The sequence below is a fragment of the Mycobacterium paraintracellulare genome, from assembly GCF_000276825.1.
GTDB lineage: Bacteria > Actinomycetota > Actinomycetes > Mycobacteriales > Mycobacteriaceae > Mycobacterium > Mycobacterium intracellulare.
The window spans coordinates 4,160,797-4,180,180 of sequence record NC_016948.1; the positions used below are offsets into that span (position 1 = coordinate 4,160,797).

The 19,384-nt window shown below is 65.6% G+C and carries 21 protein-coding genes and 2 pseudogenes; 9 read left to right on the plus strand and 14 right to left on the minus strand.

The annotated features are described in order from the left end of the window. Positions 1 to 188 precede the first annotated feature (188 nt). Both OCQ_RS19180 and OCQ_RS19185 read left to right on the plus strand, forming a co-directional pair. The gene (locus OCQ_RS19180) at positions 189 to 755 is read left to right on the plus strand and encodes a hemerythrin domain-containing protein (RefSeq protein ID WP_008259311.1); all 567 of its coding nucleotides are present in this window, start codon (positions 189 to 191) and stop codon (positions 753 to 755) included. Between the two features lie 20 nt (positions 756 to 775). Next, positions 776 to 2,239, plus strand: a complete 1,464-nt coding sequence (locus OCQ_RS19185) for a protein adenylyltransferase SelO (protein ID WP_014385544.1) — start codon at positions 776 to 778, stop codon at positions 2,237 to 2,239. A gap of 2 nt (positions 2,240 to 2,241) precedes the next feature. On the opposite strand, the gene OCQ_RS19190 is transcribed toward OCQ_RS19185, so the two are convergent. From OCQ_RS19190 to OCQ_RS19205, 4 genes are read right to left on the minus strand one after another with little or no spacing between them, the layout of a single operon-like run. Then, positions 2,242 to 3,069: an LLM class F420-dependent oxidoreductase gene (locus OCQ_RS19190; protein WP_014385545.1), complete on the minus strand. Its 828-nt coding sequence runs from the start codon at positions 3,067 to 3,069 to the stop codon at positions 2,242 to 2,244. Positions 3,070 to 3,108: 39 nt separating this feature from the next. After that, positions 3,109 to 3,507 carry a DUF4267 domain-containing protein gene (locus tag OCQ_RS19195; RefSeq protein WP_009955144.1) on the minus strand — a complete coding sequence of 133 codons (399 nt, stop codon included), beginning with the start codon at positions 3,505 to 3,507 and terminating at the stop codon, positions 3,109 to 3,111. 58 nt (positions 3,508 to 3,565) lie between these two features. Next, on the minus strand, positions 3,566 to 3,838 hold the full coding sequence (locus tag OCQ_RS19200) for a hypothetical protein (protein WP_008259319.1): 273 nt from the start codon (positions 3,836 to 3,838) through the stop codon (positions 3,566 to 3,568). Between the two features lie 14 nt (positions 3,839 to 3,852). Beyond that, positions 3,853 to 4,449 carry a TetR/AcrR family transcriptional regulator gene (locus OCQ_RS19205; protein ID WP_009955143.1) on the minus strand — a complete coding sequence of 199 codons (597 nt, stop codon included), beginning with the start codon at positions 4,447 to 4,449 and terminating at the stop codon, positions 3,853 to 3,855. A 98-nt stretch (positions 4,450 to 4,547) separates the two neighbouring features. Here OCQ_RS19205 and OCQ_RS19210 point away from each other — a divergent pair, with 98 nt between their 5' ends. Continuing rightward, positions 4,548 to 5,552 carry an oxygenase MpaB family protein gene (locus OCQ_RS19210; protein ID WP_014380821.1) on the plus strand — a complete coding sequence of 335 codons (1,005 nt, stop codon included), beginning with the start codon at positions 4,548 to 4,550 and terminating at the stop codon, positions 5,550 to 5,552. Here OCQ_RS19210 and OCQ_RS19215 read toward each other — a convergent pair. Then, positions 5,533 to 5,871, minus strand: coding sequence for a DUF732 domain-containing protein (locus OCQ_RS19215; protein WP_014942721.1), 339 nt, complete (start codon positions 5,869 to 5,871; stop codon positions 5,533 to 5,535). The genes OCQ_RS19210 and OCQ_RS19215 overlap by 20 nt on opposite strands. A 129-nt stretch (positions 5,872 to 6,000) precedes the next feature. Between OCQ_RS19215 and OCQ_RS19220 the strand changes: the two genes are divergently transcribed. The 4 genes from OCQ_RS19220 (at position 6,001) to OCQ_RS19235 (ending at position 9,366) form a co-directional block, all read left to right on the plus strand. Then, positions 6,001 to 7,455 carry a phospholipase D-like domain-containing protein gene (locus OCQ_RS19220; protein WP_009955139.1) on the plus strand — a complete coding sequence of 485 codons (1,455 nt, stop codon included), beginning with the start codon at positions 6,001 to 6,003 and terminating at the stop codon, positions 7,453 to 7,455. Between the two features lie 81 nt (positions 7,456 to 7,536). Beyond that, positions 7,537 to 8,400: a phytanoyl-CoA dioxygenase family protein gene (locus OCQ_RS19225; RefSeq protein WP_008259328.1), complete on the plus strand. Its 864-nt coding sequence runs from the start codon at positions 7,537 to 7,539 to the stop codon at positions 8,398 to 8,400. Between the two features lie 54 nt (positions 8,401 to 8,454). Further along, entirely contained in the window at positions 8,455 to 8,961 is a 507-nt protein-coding gene (locus OCQ_RS19230; RefSeq protein WP_014385546.1) for a DUF2505 domain-containing protein, read from the plus strand. Positions 8,962 to 9,006: 45 nt separating this feature from the next. Continuing rightward, on the plus strand, positions 9,007 to 9,366 hold the full coding sequence (locus tag OCQ_RS19235; RefSeq protein WP_014385547.1) for a DUF732 domain-containing protein: 360 nt from the start codon (positions 9,007 to 9,009) through the stop codon (positions 9,364 to 9,366). Between the two features lie 16 nt (positions 9,367 to 9,382). Here OCQ_RS19235 and OCQ_RS19240 read toward each other — a convergent pair whose 3' ends face one another. From OCQ_RS19240 to OCQ_RS19275, 9 genes and pseudogenes are all read right to left on the minus strand, one after another. Continuing rightward, complete coding sequence (locus tag OCQ_RS19240) at positions 9,383 to 9,718, minus strand: hypothetical protein (protein WP_041785145.1); 336 nt, start codon at positions 9,716 to 9,718, stop codon at positions 9,383 to 9,385. Positions 9,719 to 9,776: 58 nt separating this feature from the next. Continuing rightward, a pseudogene (locus tag OCQ_RS27355) lies at positions 9,777 to 10,583 on the minus strand (TNT domain-containing protein); the annotation flags it as partial. A gap of 524 nt (positions 10,584 to 11,107) precedes the next feature. Next, positions 11,108 to 11,488 carry a hypothetical protein gene (locus tag OCQ_RS26655; RefSeq protein WP_014385549.1) on the minus strand — a complete coding sequence of 127 codons (381 nt, stop codon included), beginning with the start codon at positions 11,486 to 11,488 and terminating at the stop codon, positions 11,108 to 11,110. Between the two features lie 9 nt (positions 11,489 to 11,497). Further along, positions 11,498 to 11,800, minus strand: coding sequence for an RNA 2'-phosphotransferase (locus tag OCQ_RS19250; protein ID WP_225326442.1), 303 nt, complete (start codon positions 11,798 to 11,800; stop codon positions 11,498 to 11,500). A gap of 80 nt (positions 11,801 to 11,880) precedes the next feature. Beyond that, positions 11,881 to 12,076: pseudogene (locus tag OCQ_RS26920) on the minus strand (adenylate/guanylate cyclase domain-containing protein); the annotation flags it as partial. 383 nt (positions 12,077 to 12,459) lie between these two features. Further along, a complete protein-coding gene (locus tag OCQ_RS19260) occupies positions 12,460 to 13,317 on the minus strand; it encodes a TIGR03619 family F420-dependent LLM class oxidoreductase (RefSeq protein ID WP_014385551.1) in 858 nt (285 codons plus the stop codon). Next, entirely contained in the window at positions 13,314 to 14,144 is an 831-nt protein-coding gene (locus OCQ_RS19265; protein ID WP_014380832.1) for a TauD/TfdA dioxygenase family protein, read from the minus strand. The genes OCQ_RS19260 and OCQ_RS19265 overlap by 4 nt, the downstream gene beginning before the upstream one ends. Positions 14,145 to 14,147: 3 nt before the next feature. After that, entirely contained in the window at positions 14,148 to 14,471 is a 324-nt protein-coding gene (locus tag OCQ_RS19270; protein WP_014380833.1) for a hypothetical protein, read from the minus strand. Further along, positions 14,468 to 15,751 carry an aromatic ring-hydroxylating oxygenase subunit alpha gene (locus OCQ_RS19275; protein ID WP_014385552.1) on the minus strand — a complete coding sequence of 428 codons (1,284 nt, stop codon included), beginning with the start codon at positions 15,749 to 15,751 and terminating at the stop codon, positions 14,468 to 14,470. Before OCQ_RS19275 ends, OCQ_RS19270 begins: the two co-directional genes overlap by 4 nt. A 96-nt stretch (positions 15,752 to 15,847) precedes the next feature. Between OCQ_RS19275 and OCQ_RS19280 the strand changes: the two genes are divergently transcribed. Both OCQ_RS19280 and OCQ_RS19285 read left to right on the plus strand, forming a co-directional pair. Continuing rightward, positions 15,848 to 16,768 (plus strand): LysR family transcriptional regulator, encoded by a 921-nt coding sequence (locus tag OCQ_RS19280; protein ID WP_014380835.1) that lies wholly within the window; start codon positions 15,848 to 15,850, stop codon positions 16,766 to 16,768. Between the two features lie 76 nt (positions 16,769 to 16,844). Continuing rightward, complete coding sequence (locus tag OCQ_RS19285) at positions 16,845 to 19,382, plus strand: ATP-binding cassette domain-containing protein (protein ID WP_036389977.1); 2,538 nt, start codon at positions 16,845 to 16,847, stop codon at positions 19,380 to 19,382. The last annotated feature ends 2 nt before the right edge of the window (positions 19,383 to 19,384 follow it).

Sequence of the window (19,384 nt, forward strand, 5' to 3'; positions counted from 1 at the left end):
ACCTGTGGGCACCGGGTTTGGCGACGAAATATATTGTTTCCCAACGTATCCCGGTTTCAGTTAGCCCTGCCGAACGGCGTCCCGCACCGCGGGGCGCCGTTTGGCCGTTTCTGCAGCGGGTATACCTCGCCAAGCCGCACACAGCCCAGCGTGCGTTTCACAACTCCCGATCACTGGAGGTATCGGCGATGGCCGACATGATTATCCAGTCACCCGACGAGGTCGTCGCGTTCCTGAAAGCACAGCACAACCTCATCGAGGACATGTTTGACCAGGTGCTGCACGCTACGGATCCCAAAGCGCGGGAAGAGCCGTTCGCGGCGCTGCGCCAACTGCTGGCGGTCCATGAAACCGCCGAGGAAATGATCGTGCACCCGCGCGCACGCAAGGAGGCCGACGACGGCGACGCCATCGTCGACGCCCGCCTGAATGAAGAGCATGGGGCCAAGGAGCTGCTGTCGCAGATCGAGCAGCTCGACGTCACCTCGCAGCGGTTCATCGACGAACTCACCAAACTGCGCGAGGCCGTGCTCGAGCACGCCAAGCAGGAGGAGACCGAGGAATTCCCGGTCCTCACACGCCAGCTCGACGACGACGATCTCAAGCGGATGGGCACGGCGGTGCGCGCCGCCGAAGCCATCGCGCCGACCCACCCCCACCCAGGCGTCGAGTCGGCAAAGCTGAACTTTGCACTCGGCCCGTTTGCCTCCATGCTCGATCGCGCCCGCGACCTCATCGGACATGCCGTCGGCTGAGTTTCCGTAGGCTCGATCAAATGAGCGTTGCCCCGGACACCACCGTTGCCCTGCAAGACCGGTTCTTCCGCGAATTGCCGGAAATGGCGGTCCGCTGGCAAGCCGAGACATTTCCCGGGTTGCGGTTGCTCGTGCTCAACGACCGGCTCGCCGAGAGCCTCGGGCTCGACGCAGCCTGGCTGCGCGGCGACGACGGGCTGCGCTTCCTGACGGGCAACCTGGTGCCCAGCGGGGCCGCCCCCGTCGCCCAGGCCTATGCGGGGCATCAATTCGGCGGCTTCGTCCCTCGATTGGGCGACGGGCGCGCGCTGCTCCTCGGCGAGCTCGTCGACACCGACGGGCGGCTGCGCGACATCCACCTGAAAGGCTCCGGAGCCACACCGTTCGCCCGGGGCGGGGACGGCCTGGCGGCCGTCGGACCGATGCTGCGCGAATACATCGTCAGCGAGGCGATGCACGCGTTGGGCGTTCCGACGACACGGTCGTTGGCCGTGGTCGGCACCGGCCGCCCGGTGTATCGCGAGACCACACTGCCGGGCGCCGTGCTGACCCGGGTGGCCAGCAGCCACCTGCGGGTGGGCAGCTTCCAATACGCCGCGGCCACCGGCAACAAGGACCTGCTGCGCCGCCTCACCGACCATGCAATCGCCCGCCACCATCCCGCCGCGGCCGAGGCCGAACGCCCTTATCTCGCATTGTTCGAAGCGGTCGTCGCGGTCCAGGCCGCGCTGATCGCCCAGTGGATGTTGGTCGGGTTCGTTCACGGGGTGATGAACACCGACAACATGACGATCTCCGGGGAAACGATCGACTATGGTCCCTGCGCGTTCATGGACGCCTACGACCCGGACACGGTCTACAGTTCGATCGATTTCTGGGGCCGCTACGCCTACGGCAACCAGCCGGTCATCGCCGGTTGGAACCTCGCGCGCTTCGCCGAGACACTCCTTCCGTTGCTGTCGGACAGCAGCGAGGAGTCCATCGCACTGGCGGAGCAGTCGTTCGGGGTGTTCCAAGCCCGCTACGACGCGGTGTGGACCTCGGGCATGCGGGCCAAACTCGGCCTCTCCGCCGGCGTCGACGCCGAATTCGCCACGGCCTTGGTCGAGGAGCTACTCCTTCTGCTCAAACAGAACCACGTCGACTACACGTCGTTCTTCCGACAGCTCAGCCATGTGGCGCGAGGCGACGCGGAGCCCGCGCGCGGACTGTTCATGGACCTGGCCGGCTTTGACGCGTGGTTGGCGCGCTGGCAAGCATTGCGCCCCGACGCCGACGCGATGGATCGCACCAACCCGATCTATATCCCGCGCAACCATCTGGTCGAGGAGGCCCTCACCGCGGCGACGGACGGCGATCTCGCGCCCGTCGAGCGGCTCCTGGCGGCGGTGACCGAGCCGTACGTGGAACGGCCCGGTTGGGAGCGCTACGCCAGTCCCGCCCCCGAGGACTTCGGGAAGTACCAAACCTTCTGCGGCACTTAGCCTTACGCTAGCTTAGCGAACTCGTCCTGCAACTCATCGAGGCGTTGCAGCGTCTGATCCCGCGGTTCCGTCGGCAGGTTCACCAAGAGGTGTTGCAATCCCAGATCTCGGTAGCCCTCGAGCTCAGCCGCCGTGGCCTCCCCGCCGTGGAAGTGGATCACCGGCACGTCCCGGCCGACCAGCTCGCGCAGTTGGTCCAGCTGCGGTGCTAGCTCTCCCGCCGAGCCTGTCATCGAGAGCCAGCCCGCGTTGAGCCGGGCGATGCGTTTGAAGCCCGCGGGTCCACAGCCCAGATACAGCGGCGGATACGGTTGCTGCACGGGCTTGGGCCAGCTGTAGATGGGGTCGAAGTCCACGAATTCACCATGAAATTCGGCCTTTTCGCTCGTCCAGATCTGGATCATCGCGTCGAGGCGCTCGTCGACCACGCGTCCCCGGACCGCGGGATCGACGCCGTGGTTGGCGATCTCTTCGCGCAGCCACCCCACGCCCACGCCGAAGCGGAATCGACCCTGCGACACCAGGTCCAGCGACGCAACCTCCTTGGCGACGTGGATCGGATCGCGCTGCGGCACCAACGCGATGCCGGTGCCCACGAGGAGCCTCTCGGTGACGGCCGCCGCCGCCGTCAGCGCGACAAACGGATCGAGTGTGCGGTAGTACTTTCGCGGAATCGGTCCCCCGCTGGGGTACGGAGTTTTCGCGTCGACCGGAATGTGCGAGTGCTCGGCGAGAAAGAGCGATTCAAAACCGCGCTGCTCGAGCGCCTTACCCAAGTCCGCCGGAGCGATGCCCTCGTCGGTAACAAATGTCAGCACACCGAAACCCATGCCGCTCAGTCAACAGCATCTCCGCTCGGCTGTCAGCGCTCAGGCAGGCTCTGGCGCTTCGCCCGTCCGCCTGGCCGGACGTACCGCGCCCCACAGCCCAGTGACGATCCCGACGACGGCGCCGCCCAGGCCGATCAGTTGCTGCGAGGGCTTCAACTCGCTGTGCACGCTCAACCCGCCGACCAGGTCGGCCACGTCGGCTCCGGCGGAGGCCAGGAACCAGCCGCGGGTGTTCTTGCCGCGCAGCGCCGCGCCGGCCAGCAGTGCACCGATCAGCGCGTCGCGATAACCCATCGATCGCAACAACAGTTGCGCCGTCGGCGTCGGCTCCTCGGGGTCGCCCCACAATTTGTTTGCGCGCAGGGGGTCAACGAGAAACGAAACGCCAGAGGCGAGCCGAATGGTGCCCGCGGAGAGGCCGAACCGGTCGATTGACATGGTCCCTGAGCCTAGGAGCAAAAGCCCGTCTCGCGCACGCATTCGCTCCGAATGCCGGTCATGGCGCCGGGCATGCGTCGGCGATCTGCAGCGCGGCCGGCCACAGCACCGTGGCCACACCGAAGGCGAAGGCGTCGGCGGCGGCGGGTGACACCACTTCTATCCTTGCGTGAATTCGCTGGGTCTGCTCGGGGTGAAAAACGGTCCACGCGAAACCGATACAGAGGTAGGGAATCGCGAGCCACACGGCCAGCTCGATCAGCCCGCCGATGCTGACCTTGCGCCCGAGGACGCGCCGTACCGGGTCCATCGCATGTTCGATTTGGCCCATCACCGCACTCCCCGCTACCGCAACACCAGCTTCAAAGCGTAATCGACGACCGCGTCGAGATCATTGCCCAAATGACCGGCGAGCCACTGCTGGGCAAGCTCGGCCATCGCGCCGGTGTACATCGCCGCGGCGACCTCGGCGGCCACCGGATCGGAACCCGGGTTGAGACGCCAGCCCTCGGTCAGTACCCCCTGGCGCAACATGTCCTGGGTGGCGCGGCGGCGAGCGGCCAGCACCGGGTTGGTGCGCGCATCGGTGAACAACACGCGGCCGCGCCGCGGATCGGCCGAGGAGAAGCCCAGCACGGCCGCGATGCCGGCGCGGGTGCGCGCGCCCAGCGAATCCCCCGCCTCCTCGATAGCGGCCGCGATCACCTCGGCGAGCTGCTCACTCACCCGGTCGTACACCGCGCCGAGCAGATCGTCGGTGTCGCCGAAGCTCTCGTAGAAATACCGGGTATTCAACCCGCACTCCCGGCAGACCGAGCGCACCGAGACGGCGGCCTCGCCCCCGCTGCCGAACAGGCGATACGCGGCCTCGACGAGCAGCGCACGACGCTCGGCGCGGCGGTCCTTGAGCGGTACACCGGCCCACCGGGTGGGACTCGACATCCCTACAGCGTAGGTCGACACGGCGCGGGTCTTGTCACACCCGTAACCAAAACATATTCTGGTTACAGTCGTGACCAGAAGTCCCGAGGGAGTGATTCGTGTTCCTGCCACACCAGATAGTCGGGCAGATGATCAACAAGCGGTTGGACGACACCATGCGGCGGCGCTTCTTCCGCGGCATGGAATTCGCCGCGCCCGTCGGCGATCCGGGCTGGTTCGGTCCCGACAGCGCCGTGTGGCGCGTGCATTCGCACCTGCCCGCCTTGATCTTCGGCCTGTATTGCGCCGCCTTCATGGAATCCCTGGACCCGTCGATCTACTGGATGGGCATGCACCATTCGCGCCTGATCAAGCGCGACAGCAACGGAAACCCGATATCGCGCGTGCCGCAGATCGACCCCGAGGGCGCCGCGACGCGGCTGGGCCACTCGGTCGCCTTCTTCATCGGCACGGCGTACGGGTCGACGGAAACCGCCGAGCGCCTGGCGACGTCCGTGCGCGCGATGCATCACACCATCAAGGGCACCCGTCCCGACGGAGCCCGCTACGACGCCGACGATCCCGAGTGGCTGCGATGGAACTACGCGACGGTCGTCTGGGGGCTGGCCACCGCGCACGAGCTTTATCACCCAATGCCGTTGCGCGGCAAGAACCTCGACCGCTATTACGGCGAGTTCGTCCGGGTCGGACACGCCCTGGGCGGTACCGATCTGCCGACCACCAAGGCCGAGACGCTCGAGTGCCTGGAGTCGTACTTGCCGAAATTGGCTGTGACTCATGGGAAAGCGATGGGCACCGGCCCCAACGTCCCCATGCCGCAGGCGGCCGTCGATTGGGCCATTCGCGACACGATGCCGAAATGGGCCAAGCAGCTGCTGCAGCACCGTGACCCCAACATCATCGAACGCACCGCCCGTCGTACCGCGGTGTGGTCGATCATCAACGGGATCAACGCCGCGGCGGGCCCGACACCGGAGTTTCGGCAGGCCCAGGCCCGGGTCAAAGGAGGCACCACCGTTCCCCACACCGTGCCGATCTACGTGCCCGGCACCGATCAGGTCCGCACCCGCTCCGAGGTGGAGCTCAGCTTCCAGTCGGTGTAACCGGCTGCCCTAGGTGCTGGGGGCAGTAAGCGCTCGCGGCGATCATGGTGAACTGCGCGGCGCCGTCCACGGTGAACCCCGGATTGCTCGACGACACGTTGTGGATGACGTCGACCTGGGGATGGCCTTGGTCCATCAGCTCGCACGCCCTTTTGCCGACCCCGACCGCGGTGGCGGGGCTCTCATAGGTGATGCCGGCCTTGTTGAGCGCGGTCAGGAAGCTCACATCCGCGGCCGAATTGCCGGCCGGATCGGCGTGCGCAGGCGTGGCCACACCGATGAAGACGACGAAGCCCGCAAGCACTACAGGGATGCGCATGGCTTTCATCTTGGTACAGAGCCGCGGTCCTGGCGCCGGCAGCCCTTGGCCACCTGGGCGAAGGGCCTGGGTGTGGTACACAGTGGCTATGTCCGCGCTGACCCATCAACCCTGTTGAGAGCCCCAGCGGTGCACGACGATCGACTGCTGAGTCCCGGCCAGACGTGCTGGCGTACGGCGCGTGCCGACAAGTTCGCCCCCATCGTCGATGCGGCGGACTACTTCAAACACGTCAAGGCGGCGATGCTGCGCGCCCGCCGCCGAATCATGCTGATCGGCTGGGATTTCGACTCCCGAGTGACGTTCGAGCGCGGCCGCAAGACGCTGCCCGGCCCGAACCAGCTGGGCACCTTCCTTTATTGGATGCTGTGGAAGCGGCCGGGTCTGGACATCTACCTGCTGAAGTCCAATTTGCGTCTGCTCCCGGCCTTCGATGGCCTCTGGTATGGGCTTGCCCCGGTATCGCTGGTGAACCAGATCAGCAGTAAGCGAATGCATTTCGCCATCGACGGCGCCCATCCGCTCGGCTCGGTGCATCATCAGAAGATCGTCGTCGTCGACGACGCGGTGGCCTTCTGCGGCGGCATTGACCTCACCCTTGACCGCTGGGACACCCGCGCCCACGAGCATGTCAACCGCCACCGCCGCACGGCACGCCGCAGCTACGGGCCACGGCACGACGTCGCGGCGGCGGTCGACGGTGCGGCGGCGCGGGCTCTTGGCGAGCAAGCGTTGGCGCGGTGGCAGACGGCGACGAAACAAGCGTTGGCGCCCGTGGAGGCACGGCACAGCGCGTGGCCCGGCAAGCTGGAACCGACGCTGCGCAACGTGGACATCGGGATCGCTCTCACCCTGCCCGAACTGGACGATCGCCCCGAGGTCCGCGAGGTCGAGGCGCTCAACCTTGCCGCCATAGCGGCGGCCCGCGACACCATCTACGTGGAGAACCAATACCTGGCGTCGCGCACCATCGCCGACGCCCTGGCGGCGCGGCTGCGGGAAGCCGACGGCCCCGAGATCGTCATCGTTCTTGCGCGCAAAGGCAATAACCCGCTCGAACGGGGAACGATGGACAGCGCACGCCACCTCCTGCTTCACCAGCTGTGGGGGGCCGACGAGCATGACCGGTTGGGCATCTACTGGCCGGTGACCGACCGCGGCGCGCCGATCTACATCCACTCCAAGGTGCTGGTGGTCGACGATCGGCTGCTGCGGATCGGGTCGTCGAATTTCAACAACCGGTCATTGGGATTCGACAGCGAATGCGATGTGGCCATCGAGGCGCCGCCGGCAAGTTCCGACGATGACGTGCGCCGTGAAATCGCCTCCGTGCGAAACGGTTTGGTGGCCGAGCACTTAGGGGTGTCGCCTGGCGAGCTCAACAGAGCGATCGCCGAACACCGGTCGGTGCACAAGGCCGTCGAGGCGCTTCGAGGCGACGGCAAGACGTTGCAGCCCTTCACCGAGCGCACCGTGGCCGATGAGGCGGGCCCGCTGGCCGAGAACGAGCTGATGGACCCCGACCATGTGCCGCGGTCGCTGAGCCGAAGCGTGCAACGCTTCATCACCGGCCTCCGGGGTTAACGCGCCGGCGATTGGGGTGTGAGTCGAACCGGACTCGGCCTAGTCTGGGCAGAAGTGCCAGTGGACTAAGGACGAGCACCCATGAGCATCGACGACGAATCCGTCACCACGTTGGAGGACCTTCGGGGCGACCTGGCGCAGCGGTACAAGAGGACGCCGACGGGCGGAAGTTCGATCGACAGCGCGATCGCCGAAGCCGACATGGCGGCCCTGGACCGCGACGGCTACGTCATCTGGGAGAACCTGCTGAGCGCCGAAGAATGCGCGCACATTCGCCAGACCGTGCGGCCGTGGCTCGGGCATACCGGACGCAACTCGTTCGAGGGCCGGCGTACGCAGCGGATCTACAGCGTGCTGAGCAGGACACGGGCGTGCGATCGGCTTGTCGACCATCCCCGGGTGCTCGCCGCTCTCGACCGGTTGCTGATGCCCAACTATCTGCTTTCGGCGTTGCAGGCCATCAACATTCAGCCCGGCGAGGCCGCACAGCTGGCACACCATGACGACGGCTTTTACCCGATTCCACGCCCTCGCGCGCCGCTGGCGGCCGCCACGATCTGGGCGATCGACGACTTCACCGCCGACAACGGCGCCACGGTCCTGTACCCGGGGAGCCACCGGTGGGGCAAGCGCCGGCCGGACTCCGACGACGAGGCGTTGCCGGTGGTCATGCCCGCCGGCTCCTGCGTCTTCTTCGTCGGCACCCTCTGGCATGGCGGGGGTGCCAACAACACCGCCCACGAGCGGCTGGCCATCACCGCTCAATACTGTGAGCCGTGGCTGCGGCCGATGGAGGCCTATACGTTGTCGGTGTCGCGCGACATCGCGCGCACGGTCTCCGACGACATCCGCCGCATGCTCGGCTACAGCATCCACCCGCCGTTCGTCGGCAACGTCGATGGCTTGCATCCGTTGCGGCTGTTGGGATCTGGTCCCGACGCATAGATGCGGGGCGGCTTCACCGCCTCGGACGATCCGCCTCTGCAAGAATGGTCCGATATGTCGCGATCATTCGACGTCCTGACCGAGTCGCCCGCCAGCGTTGAGCAGATTCACGCCGCGTTCGGCCGAGAGGACTATTGGCTGGCCCGCATCGCGGCCGGCGCCGCCGACACCACCTTGGATTCACTGGTGGCCGACGCCGACGGCACGGTGACGGTGCGCACGACTCAACGCCTCGGTCGTCAGCTCCTGCCCGGGCTGGTCGCCAAATTCGTTACCGGCGAGGTGAAGATCGTGCAGACCGAGACGTGGCGTCCGGACAGCGATCGCCAGGTGCGTGGGCGGGTCACCGTGTCCGCTTCGGGCGGATTGGGATCAGGCCATGCGGATACGTGGCTGGCGCCGACGGATGACAGCGGTTCGCAACTGCGCGCCGCCCTTCAGGTGAACGTCAAAATCCCTTTGGTGGGCGGCAAACTCGAAAAGTCCATCGGGGCAGGTTTGGCGGAGGGAATCCCCGAGATGCTGCGCTTCACCACTACGTGGATCGCCGAAAACACATAAAACTGCGCTTCGCAGCATTTACGCTCCCTGTCCATGGACCCGAGAGTGTCGGCCGGCATCGGCCACGGCAAGGCCTTGTCTCCGTCGGCACTGATTGCCGCATCGCTGACCGGGCTGGTGTGGCTCGCGCCCACAGCCCACGCCGACCCCGATCCCATCTCCGTCGGCGCTTATCTGCACACACTGAACGTGTTGCATGTGCCGTACGACAATCCGGGCAGGATTGTCGACATCGGGAACAACGTCTGCCAGCAAGCGCGTGGCGGCACCGACTTCGACACCATCTACCCGACGGTGGCGAGCAACGGCTACGCATCCGCGCAAGCGGGTCAGATCATGGGCGCTGCCGTCGGGACATTCTGTCCCGACATGGAGGCTGCTTTCGACCGCTGGACCAACAGCTAGGCGGGGCCTACTGGCGTCATAACGGTTCGCCGATGTCAGGGAGTAGGGCGATGTCCTCTGGCTGGCCGTACCGGCGAAACAATGCCGCAGTTTCCCGAATATTTCTGATAGCCCAATCAGTATTGAACTGGCATAGCACCTGGTACTCGTATTTGAAGCGTTGTGCCCTGTCTCCGACTCGTTTAGCCGCTTGGCTCGTAACCACGCCTTGCATGTACCAGTAGAGAAGGTCATCGAGGCTGCCCGCCCGGTCGAAGCCGAGTTTTCCGCGCTCGTAGAAGGTGTAGTGGTAGGAACCGTCCTCGGCAACGAAAATGTTCAAACCATCGGTCGTCCGGAAGCCAACCGGCATGGGACGCACGCCGAGCCTTTCCGACAAACGATCGATTTCACTTTGAAGTGCCGCAGATTTATCGTCCAAGGCGCGGTCCATATTCATCCAATATGCCTAACCTGACTAATTTCCAAACCGATGGTTCCACGCCATCCGGACCCAAGATCATGTATTGAAGGCTGCCGGGCGACGGCGTCTGGCCATAATACGGTTGCACAGGACCTTCCACGACTTGCCAGCCCGGCGGCAGCGGTTGTCCCGTCACCATGTATCGGTTGTAGGCGCCCCCCACAGATTCTGGCGCCAAGGCGCGGTCGGCGAACGGGGTGCCATCCGGCGCAAGGTAGCGGCCGTGTTCGGATCCGAACCGGTCGATGATGGCACCCTCAGGCAGGCGCGCGGGCTGGGGTTCATACCCTAACGGGAAGCCATCGTTCAACGGGTAGCTCCGCGATGCCGGGGTGCCGAACTGGGACGCAAAATCGTCCCACGCCATCCCGCCCGTGGGATTCCATCCCCGCACAACCGCCAATGGCGCACCGCCTTCGGTGACGACTTCAGCCGGGAGCCCCGCTCTAACCATCGCTCCTTCGCCACCGAAGAGCATCGTGGGCAGCGTGGTGGCGGCGTCGGAGGTCTCGCCGCCCAAATAGTAGGCGAGACTTGGGGAGTCTATTGCGCTCTTGATTTCCGTGAGTCCGGTGCCCACGGGGTTCAGGGCCGTCTCGGCGGTGCCTTTGAGCATCTGCTCCCATGACTTGAGCACACTTGGAGCTCCGGGGCCTCCCTGCCCGAAAAGGTTTTTGATCCCCTGCTCGGTAGCGAACCAACGGTCACTAAAGCCTTCGGAGAATCCCGGTGGCGGCGGGGCCTTCGGCTCGGGTGGAACGTAGTTGGGCATCCCGTTGTCGATCCACTGCTGTGTCTGGCTCACAACGTCATTCAGCCGCGCCTCGATCTGATTCGGCGGCACACCGTCGCGAATCATGGTCTGGCGCGCCATCGCCTTGAAGCTCTCGACATCTGCTGGGTTCAGCCGCGGCGGCGGGACACCGCCGCGCCCGGGTCCGGCAGGTCCAGCCGGCAACAGCATGTCTTGCAGCGACAGGGGCTTGCCAACGGCGCCCGCGCGAACAGACGGGCCCTTCGGCGAGGCGCCGTCCGGCCCAGCGTCTGCCGGGCCATCGGACAACAACATGTCTTGCCACGTCCGTGGCTTGCGCTCTGCTGCCGGATTGGGCGGACCTTGCGGCGGTGCGCCACCACTTGGTGCATGACCGCCGGTATCCAGCGGGACTTCGCCCACGGCAAAGCGGACGGCGGTGGCAAGCTCGTGATCGGCGCTGTGGGCGTGCACGTTCAACGCTATGAGCTGATCCTGCAGCAGCTGTTGTTGCGCGGCGAACTCTATGGGATCGCGCCCAATCCACGTGTCGCCCACGTCAATTCGCCAGTCCGGCGTGATGGTCCAGCCATTGGCCTCAGCGCCCGCTCGATGTCCTCGAGTTCGCGCTTGCATGCGCGCACATCCCCCTCGGCGCGTGCCACCGCCGCGGCTACCTGCCGGGACTCCTGACCGTCGGCCTCGATGTCACGCCGAGCCTTACCGAGGTCAGCACGAAACGCCTCTCCGGCTTCCCCCTGCCAGCCGCTGAGAACGTTATGCACCTGCTGGAGGTTCTCCCCCAACGCCTGCAAGGTGTTGGCGCGTCCGTTCGCGGTCTCGAACACCTTCTGGATCGCGCCGAGATCCCAACGCTTGACGTCATTGGGGGTCAGTTGCCCCACTCGTGGCCCCTACTCCCGCACCGACCGAAAAGCTCGCGCCGACTCGTCCTCGTTGGTGAGGTAGCCGAGCATCGCCTCGGCGACGTGCGACCCCAGGCCGTCCACCTGCAGCTGGTGGTGGTCGTGGCGGGCCTGCCAGCGCGCCGCGAGCTCACCCAGCGCCAGCTCCGAGGATCCGATCCAGCCGGGCGCGGCCGCCGCAAGGCCGTCCTCATGGCTGAAGAAATCCAACGCGGCCTCGCCGATCGCGTTGAACATGTCGTTGCTGCCGACGTGCAGTGCGGCGGGATCGACCTTCAATCCATCTGCCACGAATGTCTCCTACGGCTCGCCGGGATTGCGCTCCGAATCTTAATTTGCTGCGTAGGACCGCGCACTTCACCTCTTGCGGGTCAAGGCGCTGACCAGCTTCTTTTTTTCCAGAGTGAAGACCTGCACCGCTGCGGATTTGCCCTTGAGGGTGTGGGGCCCCCGATCGACGAGGCCGACAGGTCGAGAAGCCGGCGCATCGACGCACGACTGGGTGAGCAGGATCGCGTCGCCCGTCGTCCTGGTTAGCTGCTCGACGCGCGCGGCTACGTTGACGGCGGGCCGCCATGCCGCCTCGACGCTGTTGTGAAGCGCGACCAACTGGACCGCCAATGCAAGGTCGCAGCCACGCTCCCGTATTGGAGTAGCCGCAACCAACTCGCTCCGGCGATCACACCGACGACGACCGACAACGCGGCAGCCCAGACAGCGGCGTCCCACACGGCTGCCGCCGCTGCAACGTAGCGATCGGACTTTTCGAACACGACGATCGGATACGAGACAAGGGTGAGGTAGATCGGCACCGAGATGACGAATGCGATCACGCCGCCCGCTCAGGTGTACCTCGCCCCGTACCGATCCCACGCCCACTGCCAGATGCGGTCCATGCGAGGAGATTAGACTCCCGCGATCTGCGGTGCGGCCGTTCTGATGCTGCCCGGTCAGAACGTTTTGTCGTGCAACTCTGCCAGCGCGTGAATCTGTTCGAGGTAGTGCTCGAGCGAATGGTGGATGAACCTGGCCGACAACGTGGTGGTCCCGGCGGCGGCGATGGTGTGCAACGCGTCTTCGGTTTTCGCCGGCTCACCCACCGGGTCCAGTGGCTGGTCCGCGGGCAAGACGACCTCGAAGCCGTCCGGCAGCTCTCGCGCCCGCAGCCACTCGGCGGCGGTGGCAATGGACACGTAGTACGGACACCAGCCGTCGGCGAGCGTGAGCGCACGGCGCAACGACCGCTTGGTGCGCCCGCCGACCCAGATCGGCATATGTGGCTGCAGCGCACAGGGATCGATGGTGAGCCCACCGAACGAGTAGTACTCGCCGTCATACACCGGCTCGTTGGTGGGCAACGCCGCCCGCAGCGCCTTCAGGGCGTCGTCGGCACGAGCACCGCGGTCGTCGAACGGCGCGCCCAGCAGGTCGAATTCCTCCCTGAGGCTCCCGACGCCGACGCCCAGGATCACCCGGCCGCCGCTGACGTGATCCAATGTGCCATAACGCTTTACGATCGCGAGCGGGTGGTGATAGCCAAGCACCAGGGTCATCGTGACGAGCCGAATCCGGCTGGTGCGCGCCGACACGTAGCCGAGCGTGGCCAGCGGGTCCCAGTATCGGGAGCCGCGGCGGGCGGCCTCGGTCGACGGTATGCCGATGTGCTCGCTGCAGGTGAGGTGGTGATAGCCAAGGCCGTCCGCCGTTTCGGCGACGCGACCGATGTCTTCGATGGTGGCCGTCTTCTCCCACGTCAACGCCGCGCCGGCGACGTTCGTGACGACGGGTGTAGCGATGCCGAGTTTCAATCCAGCGGCTCTTCACCGGCAAGGACCGTGCGGTGCATGAGCCGACCGCTGTCAGCGGCATACGGCAGCGCCCGGTGCATGGTCCCGGTGTTGTCCCACATGAGCAGGTCGCCCAGCTGCCACTCGTGGCGGTAGACGTAGCGCGGCTGGGTCGCCCAGTCACGAAGGCGCGCAAGCAATGCGCGGCTTTCTTCCACCGGCAGGTCGATCACGTAATCCGCCGTCGCACCGAGCAGCAACGACTTACGCCCCGATCGGTGAGTCCACACCATGGGGCAGGATTTCGTAGGCGATTTCTGCCAGAACGCGATCTCCTCGTAGCTCATCTCGGGTCGCACGTAGTACTGCGAGCGCTCCGCGCTATGCACCACCCGAAGGCCGGCGATCGTCTCCTTGTCGGCCTCCGGCAACTCCTCGTAGGCCGCGTAGGTGTTGCAGAACTCGGTCTGACCGCCGGAGTCGGACAGTTTCATGGCGCGCAACAGCGTGGCCAGATTCGGATAGGGCTGCAGCGAACCGTCGAAATGCCAGAACAGCGAGCCTTTCAGGTACTCGGCGCGCTGATTGACGTTCGTGTCGAGCGAGATCTTGTAGATCCCGCCCTCACCCTCGTTCTGCACAATGCTGCCAAGGGTTTTCGCGATCGTGACCTGCTGCTCGTCGCTGATCTGCAGTCCGCGAAAGAAGACCACCCCGCGCTGCTCGAGGATCGCGCGGATCGCCTCGGCTTCGCGACCACTGAGCAGCGTGTCGAGATCGGTCTTGATCTCGCTGCCGATCAACGGTGTGCAGTCGATGACGTCGAGTCGTGTGGTGGACAGTCCCATGCGTCAGCTCAATCTCGTGAGAATGGTCTTCGCCGAATGCTTTACCCGCGGCTGCCTCCACAGCTCCACCGCCAACGAGACCGTGATCAGCGAGTACAGCAGATTGCGCAGGTTCGCGACGTCCTCGGGCAGCGGCTCGGCATAGTCGAACTTGTCGATGTAGGCGACCGCGTCCTCGGCGTGCGGAAAAACCTCGTCGTAGAACGCCTGTATCTCGGCCATGGAGCTGTTCACACGCTTCACGTAGCGCTCATGCCCATCCTCGATGGCCCATTCGGGCACCAGGTGCTCGAGTTGCGAGAACTCGTGCGGCAAAAGGGCGTTCATCGGCCGGCCTTCGCCTTCTCGCCGGCCGCCACATAATCGCCCACCACCTTGTGCAGGTGACGCAGCAGGATCTCCTCGTCATTCATCGTGAAATGCGTGAGCGCACCGCTGTTCAGCATCGCCTGCAACCCTTCCGACGGGCTCGCGTCTTCCAGGATGATGTCGTTGAGGAAGGTAACGGTGAGCTCTTGGCCCAGCCGTTCTTTGTGCGTCTTGGGCGGCTGGTAGAACATCTCGACTTCGAAGATGTGCGAGTGCGGGCCCGTCGGCCAGTGCGTGTGCGTACTGAAACCGGACGAACCGAAGATCAGCACGAAGTTGGGGAAGAACTGGAACGAATCGAAGCCGTACTTTTCCGAACGAGTCGGATTGAGCCCGGGCGGCATCGGGCCGCGATCGGTCCGCTTGTTCCACGGCCCGGCCGCGCTCGCCTCCATCACGCATTCAATGGGCTTGGAGTACGGCGTCTTCTGCGACGGCTCGCCGGCGAAGGAAAACATCCGGTGCGGACCCTTGAGCCGGTAGGCCAGCGCGTCGGTGAACGGGTTCGGCTGGTCGAAGGCGTCTCGCGCCTCCGCGGTGAGGGCGCCGAACGAGGACGCGTGCAGATACGGCCCGTGGTAACTTTCGGCGAATCCGTCGACGAAAATCTTCCAGTTGCACTGCAATTCGACTTTGAACCGATACACCTTGTGTGGCCCCGCAAACGGATAGCCTTCGATGCCGTGGGCCAGCTCGCCGAGGTAGGACCGCAGCGGCTCGGTGTTGTGCGGGTCGAGGTTGACGAAGATGAACCCCTCCCACACCTCGCATTGGATCGCCGGCACCCGGCAGCTCTCGGCGTCGAAGTCGAGCAGCAGATCCTTGCGGGTGGCCGCGTGCAGCGAACCGTCCAACTTGTAGCGCCAGCCGTGGAATCGGCAGTACAGCACCGGGGCGCGACCTTGCACCTCTTCGAACGGGTCGTCTTCCCACAGCATCTTGTTGCCGCGGTGCGGACAGATGTTGTGGAAAGCGCGGATCACGTCGTCCTTGCCGCGAACGATGATGATCGACGTGTCGAGGAATCTCAGCTCGCGGGTGAAGTAGCTTCCCGACTTCGGCACCCGCTCAACCCGTCCGACGTAGAGCCAGGTCTTCTTGAAAACGTGCTCGCGTTCCTTCTCGTAGAACTCGGTTGAGACGCAGTCCTCGAGTGACACTGGGCCACGGCCCAATTCGGGATAGGCGTCCGTCCAGTGCCCGCTCGACGGCTTCGTCACCAAGACGTCCTGACTCATCGGGCCCTCCTCCGTCTCTCGGCCGAAGGTAGCACTTGACCAAATGCGCAAATAGGCCTTCAATTGCAACACCCTGTTGCAATTTTGGAACACCACGTGGAGCAGAACCTGCCGTTCGACCTCGATGCCTTGCTCGTATTCGGCAAGGTGGTCGAGTGCCGCAGCCTGTCGAAGGCGGCCGCGCTGCTGGGCATGCCCAAGTCCACCGTCAGCCGTAAGCTCAGCAAGCTCGAGGCGGACCTCGGGATCAAGCTGCTGCGCAAGAACACGCACCAGCTCACCGTCACCGACCTTGGCGAGAAGATCTACAGCCACGGCGTGAACATCTTGGCCGAGGCCAACGGGGTGCGGGCGCTGGTGGAAGGTAGCAAGCTCGAGCCGCAGGGTGAATTGCGCGTTGCCATCCCGGTCTTTGTCGGCATCGACTACGCATCGCGAGTCGGCGCCAAATTCCTGAAGCAATATCCCCAGTCGCGGCTGGATATCCGCTTGGTGGACAACGTCGTTCATCCCGTCCACGACGGGTTCGACGTGGTTTTCGGCACGGGGCCGCTGCAGGACTCGACGCTGATCGCGCGCAAGGTCTTCAGCCTCGAACTGTTCCTTTGTGCATCACCGGAGTTCATACGGGAACTACCCGAACCCATCACCGCTCCCACCCAATTGGATACCGTGCCGTTCATCGACTGCGGAGTCAGCGAGGGACCGCGCAGGCTCACCGTCGCCAAGAACAAGCGGCGCCATGAGCTCTCGCCGACGGTTCGGGCGCGAGCCAACAATTTTCAGGTGTGCAAGCAGTACATCCTGAACGGGCTCGGTGTCGGTGCGATGCCGAGCCAGATCATCGTCACCTCCGAGTTGCGGGACGGCAGCATCGTGCCGGTGCTGCCCGAATGGCGCCTCGAGCAGCTTGACGTCTACATGATCCATCCCTTCCAGCTCTCGTTCTCCACGTTGATCAGCGCGTTCTACGAGACGGCGTGCGACATCATCACCGAGAACACCGCGCGAAGCTGAGGCGGCAAAACCGGCCGTCTGCACCTATAAAGCGAAAAAGTGAGCGTTTGCTGGCGGCGAGTCCAATACTTAGGTGATGAGTAGGCCTGCACCGCCCGTGCTGACGGTTCAATCGGAGTGGTCACAGCGCAGTTTCGCGCCGGGCCACGACATCGTGGTCGGAAGTGACCTCCGCGCCGACATGCGCGTCGCCCATCCGCTGATCGCCCGCGCCCACCTCCTGCTGCGCTTCGACGGGGCCAAATGGATCGCGATCGACAACGGTTCGCCCTCCGGCATTTTCGTCAATGGTCACCGGGTACGGGCCGTCGACATCCACGATCGCCAGAGCCTCAACCTCGCCCGGCCCGACGGGCCGCGTCTGAGCTTTGGGATCGGCCGGCACGACGGGGCGGTGGGCCAACTACCGCCCACCCTGGAGGCGGTGCCGGTGATCGCGCCGCCGGGCGCCCCGAAGACCGCCCGTCCGGAACCGCCACGGCGGCCCGGCGTCCCGCCGCCCCGCATCGCGCGACCGCAACCCGCCCCGCCGCGCTACCCGCCCGCCGGCCAGCCCCCGCGCGCTCCCCACCCGGCGCCGCAGCCGGCGGGGCTCCAGCCGCTCACCGAGATCGGGGCACAGACCCTTGAAGCCTCGGGCTTCGACAGCGCCAACCTGCGGCGCGCCGTGCAGCGGTCACGTTCGAGGCTCGGGGCGCCCCCCGCGGGGGCGGCGGTCATCGGCCGCGCGGAAGACAGCGACATCGTCATCTCGGACGTCTTGGCGTCGCGCCATCATGCCTACTTGGTGCCGGGCCCCACCGGCATGGAGATCCACGACGCGCAAAGCATCAACGGGACTTTCGTCAACGGCACCCGCATCTTGTCGGCACCGCTCACCGAGGGTGACGTGGTCACGATCGGCAACGTCGACCTGGTTTTCAACGGTGAAATCCTGCTGCGCCGCGCCGAAGCGGCCACCCGCACCGGCGGGCTGGAAGTGCGGGAGGTCGACTTTCACGTCGACAACAAGCGGCTGATCCAAAAGGTGTCCCTGACGGCGCGGCCCGGGACGCTGACCGCGCTCATCGGTGGGTCGGGAGCGGGCAAGAGCACGTTGTCCCGGCTGATCGCCGGCGCCACTTGTCCGACCTCGGGCTCGATCACGTTCGAGGGCCACGACATCCACGCCCAGTTCGCGTCGTTGCGCAGCCGGATCGGGATGGTGCCCCAAGACGACGTCGTGCACCGCCAGCTCACGGTGACCCAGGCGCTGAACTACGCGGCCGAGTTGCGGCTGCCGACCGACACCAGCAAGTCCGACCGCGCACAGGTCGTCGCGCAGGTCATCGAGGAACTCGGCTTGACCAAGCACGCCGACACGCGAGTCGACAAGCTGTCCGGCGGGCAGCGCAAGCGCGCCTCGGTGGCCCTGGAACTGCTCACCGGGCCGTCGCTGCTGATCCTCGACGAGCCCACGTCGGGCCTGGACCCCGCATTGGACCTGCAGGTCATGACGATGCTTCGGCAGCTGGCCGACGCCGGCCGCGTCGTGCTGGTGGTGACGCACTCGCTGAGCTACCTCGATCTGTGCGACCAGGTGTTGCTGATGGCGCCGGGCGGCAAGACCGCCTACTGCGGTCCACCCGGCGACATCGAAGCGACCATGGGAACCACCAACTGGGCCAAGATCTTTGGAATGGTGGGCGCGGACCCCGACGAAGCCAACCGTCGATTCCTGGCCCAAGCCAAACCGCCGCCTCCTGTATCCGACGCGGACAAGCCGGCCGATCTCGGCGCTCCGGCGCGCTCCAGCACCTGGCGTCAATTCTCGACGATCGCCCGCCGCCAGGTCCGGCTGATCGTCGCCGATCGCGCCTACTTCATCTTCCTGGCGCTGCTGCCGTTCGTGATGGGCGCGCTGGCGCTGACCGTTCCCGGCTCGACGGGATTCCGCGTGGCCGATCCGAACGGCGACGGGTCCGACGAGCCCGGATCGGTGTTGATGTTGCTGACCATGGCCGCCGTCTTCATGGGCACCGCGCTGACGATCCGCGATCTTATCGGCGAGCGCCCGATCTTTCGCCGCGAACAGGCGGTCGGCCTGTCGACCAAGGCCTATCTGCTCGCGAAGATGGCGGTCTTCTTTGTGTTCGCCATCGTCCAGTCGACGATCGCGACCACCATCACCATTCTGGGGAAAGGCGCGCCGACCCGGCCGGCCCTGCTCCTTGGCAGCGCCACACTCGAGCTGTACGTCGCCACCGCCGCCATGTGCGTGGCCGCGGCGATGATCGGCCTGGTCCTGTCCTCGCTGGCGCGCTCGAACGAGCAGATCATGCCGCTCCTGGTGGTGTCGCTCATGTTGCAGCTGGTGCTCTGCGGTGGGATGGTCCCGGTCACCGACCGGATCGGGCTGGATCAGATGTCCTGGGCGGTCCCCTCCCGTTGGGGGTATGCGGCGCAGGCTTCGACGGTCGACTTGTGGACGATCGAGCCCGGGCCGCTCGCCCCGAAAGACCGCCACTTTAAACACACGGCGGGGACATGGCTGTTCGACGTCGGCATGCTGGTGTTGCTGACGGTCGTGTACGCGGGAATCGTGGGGTGGCGCAGCCGGCTCAAGCGCCATTGATC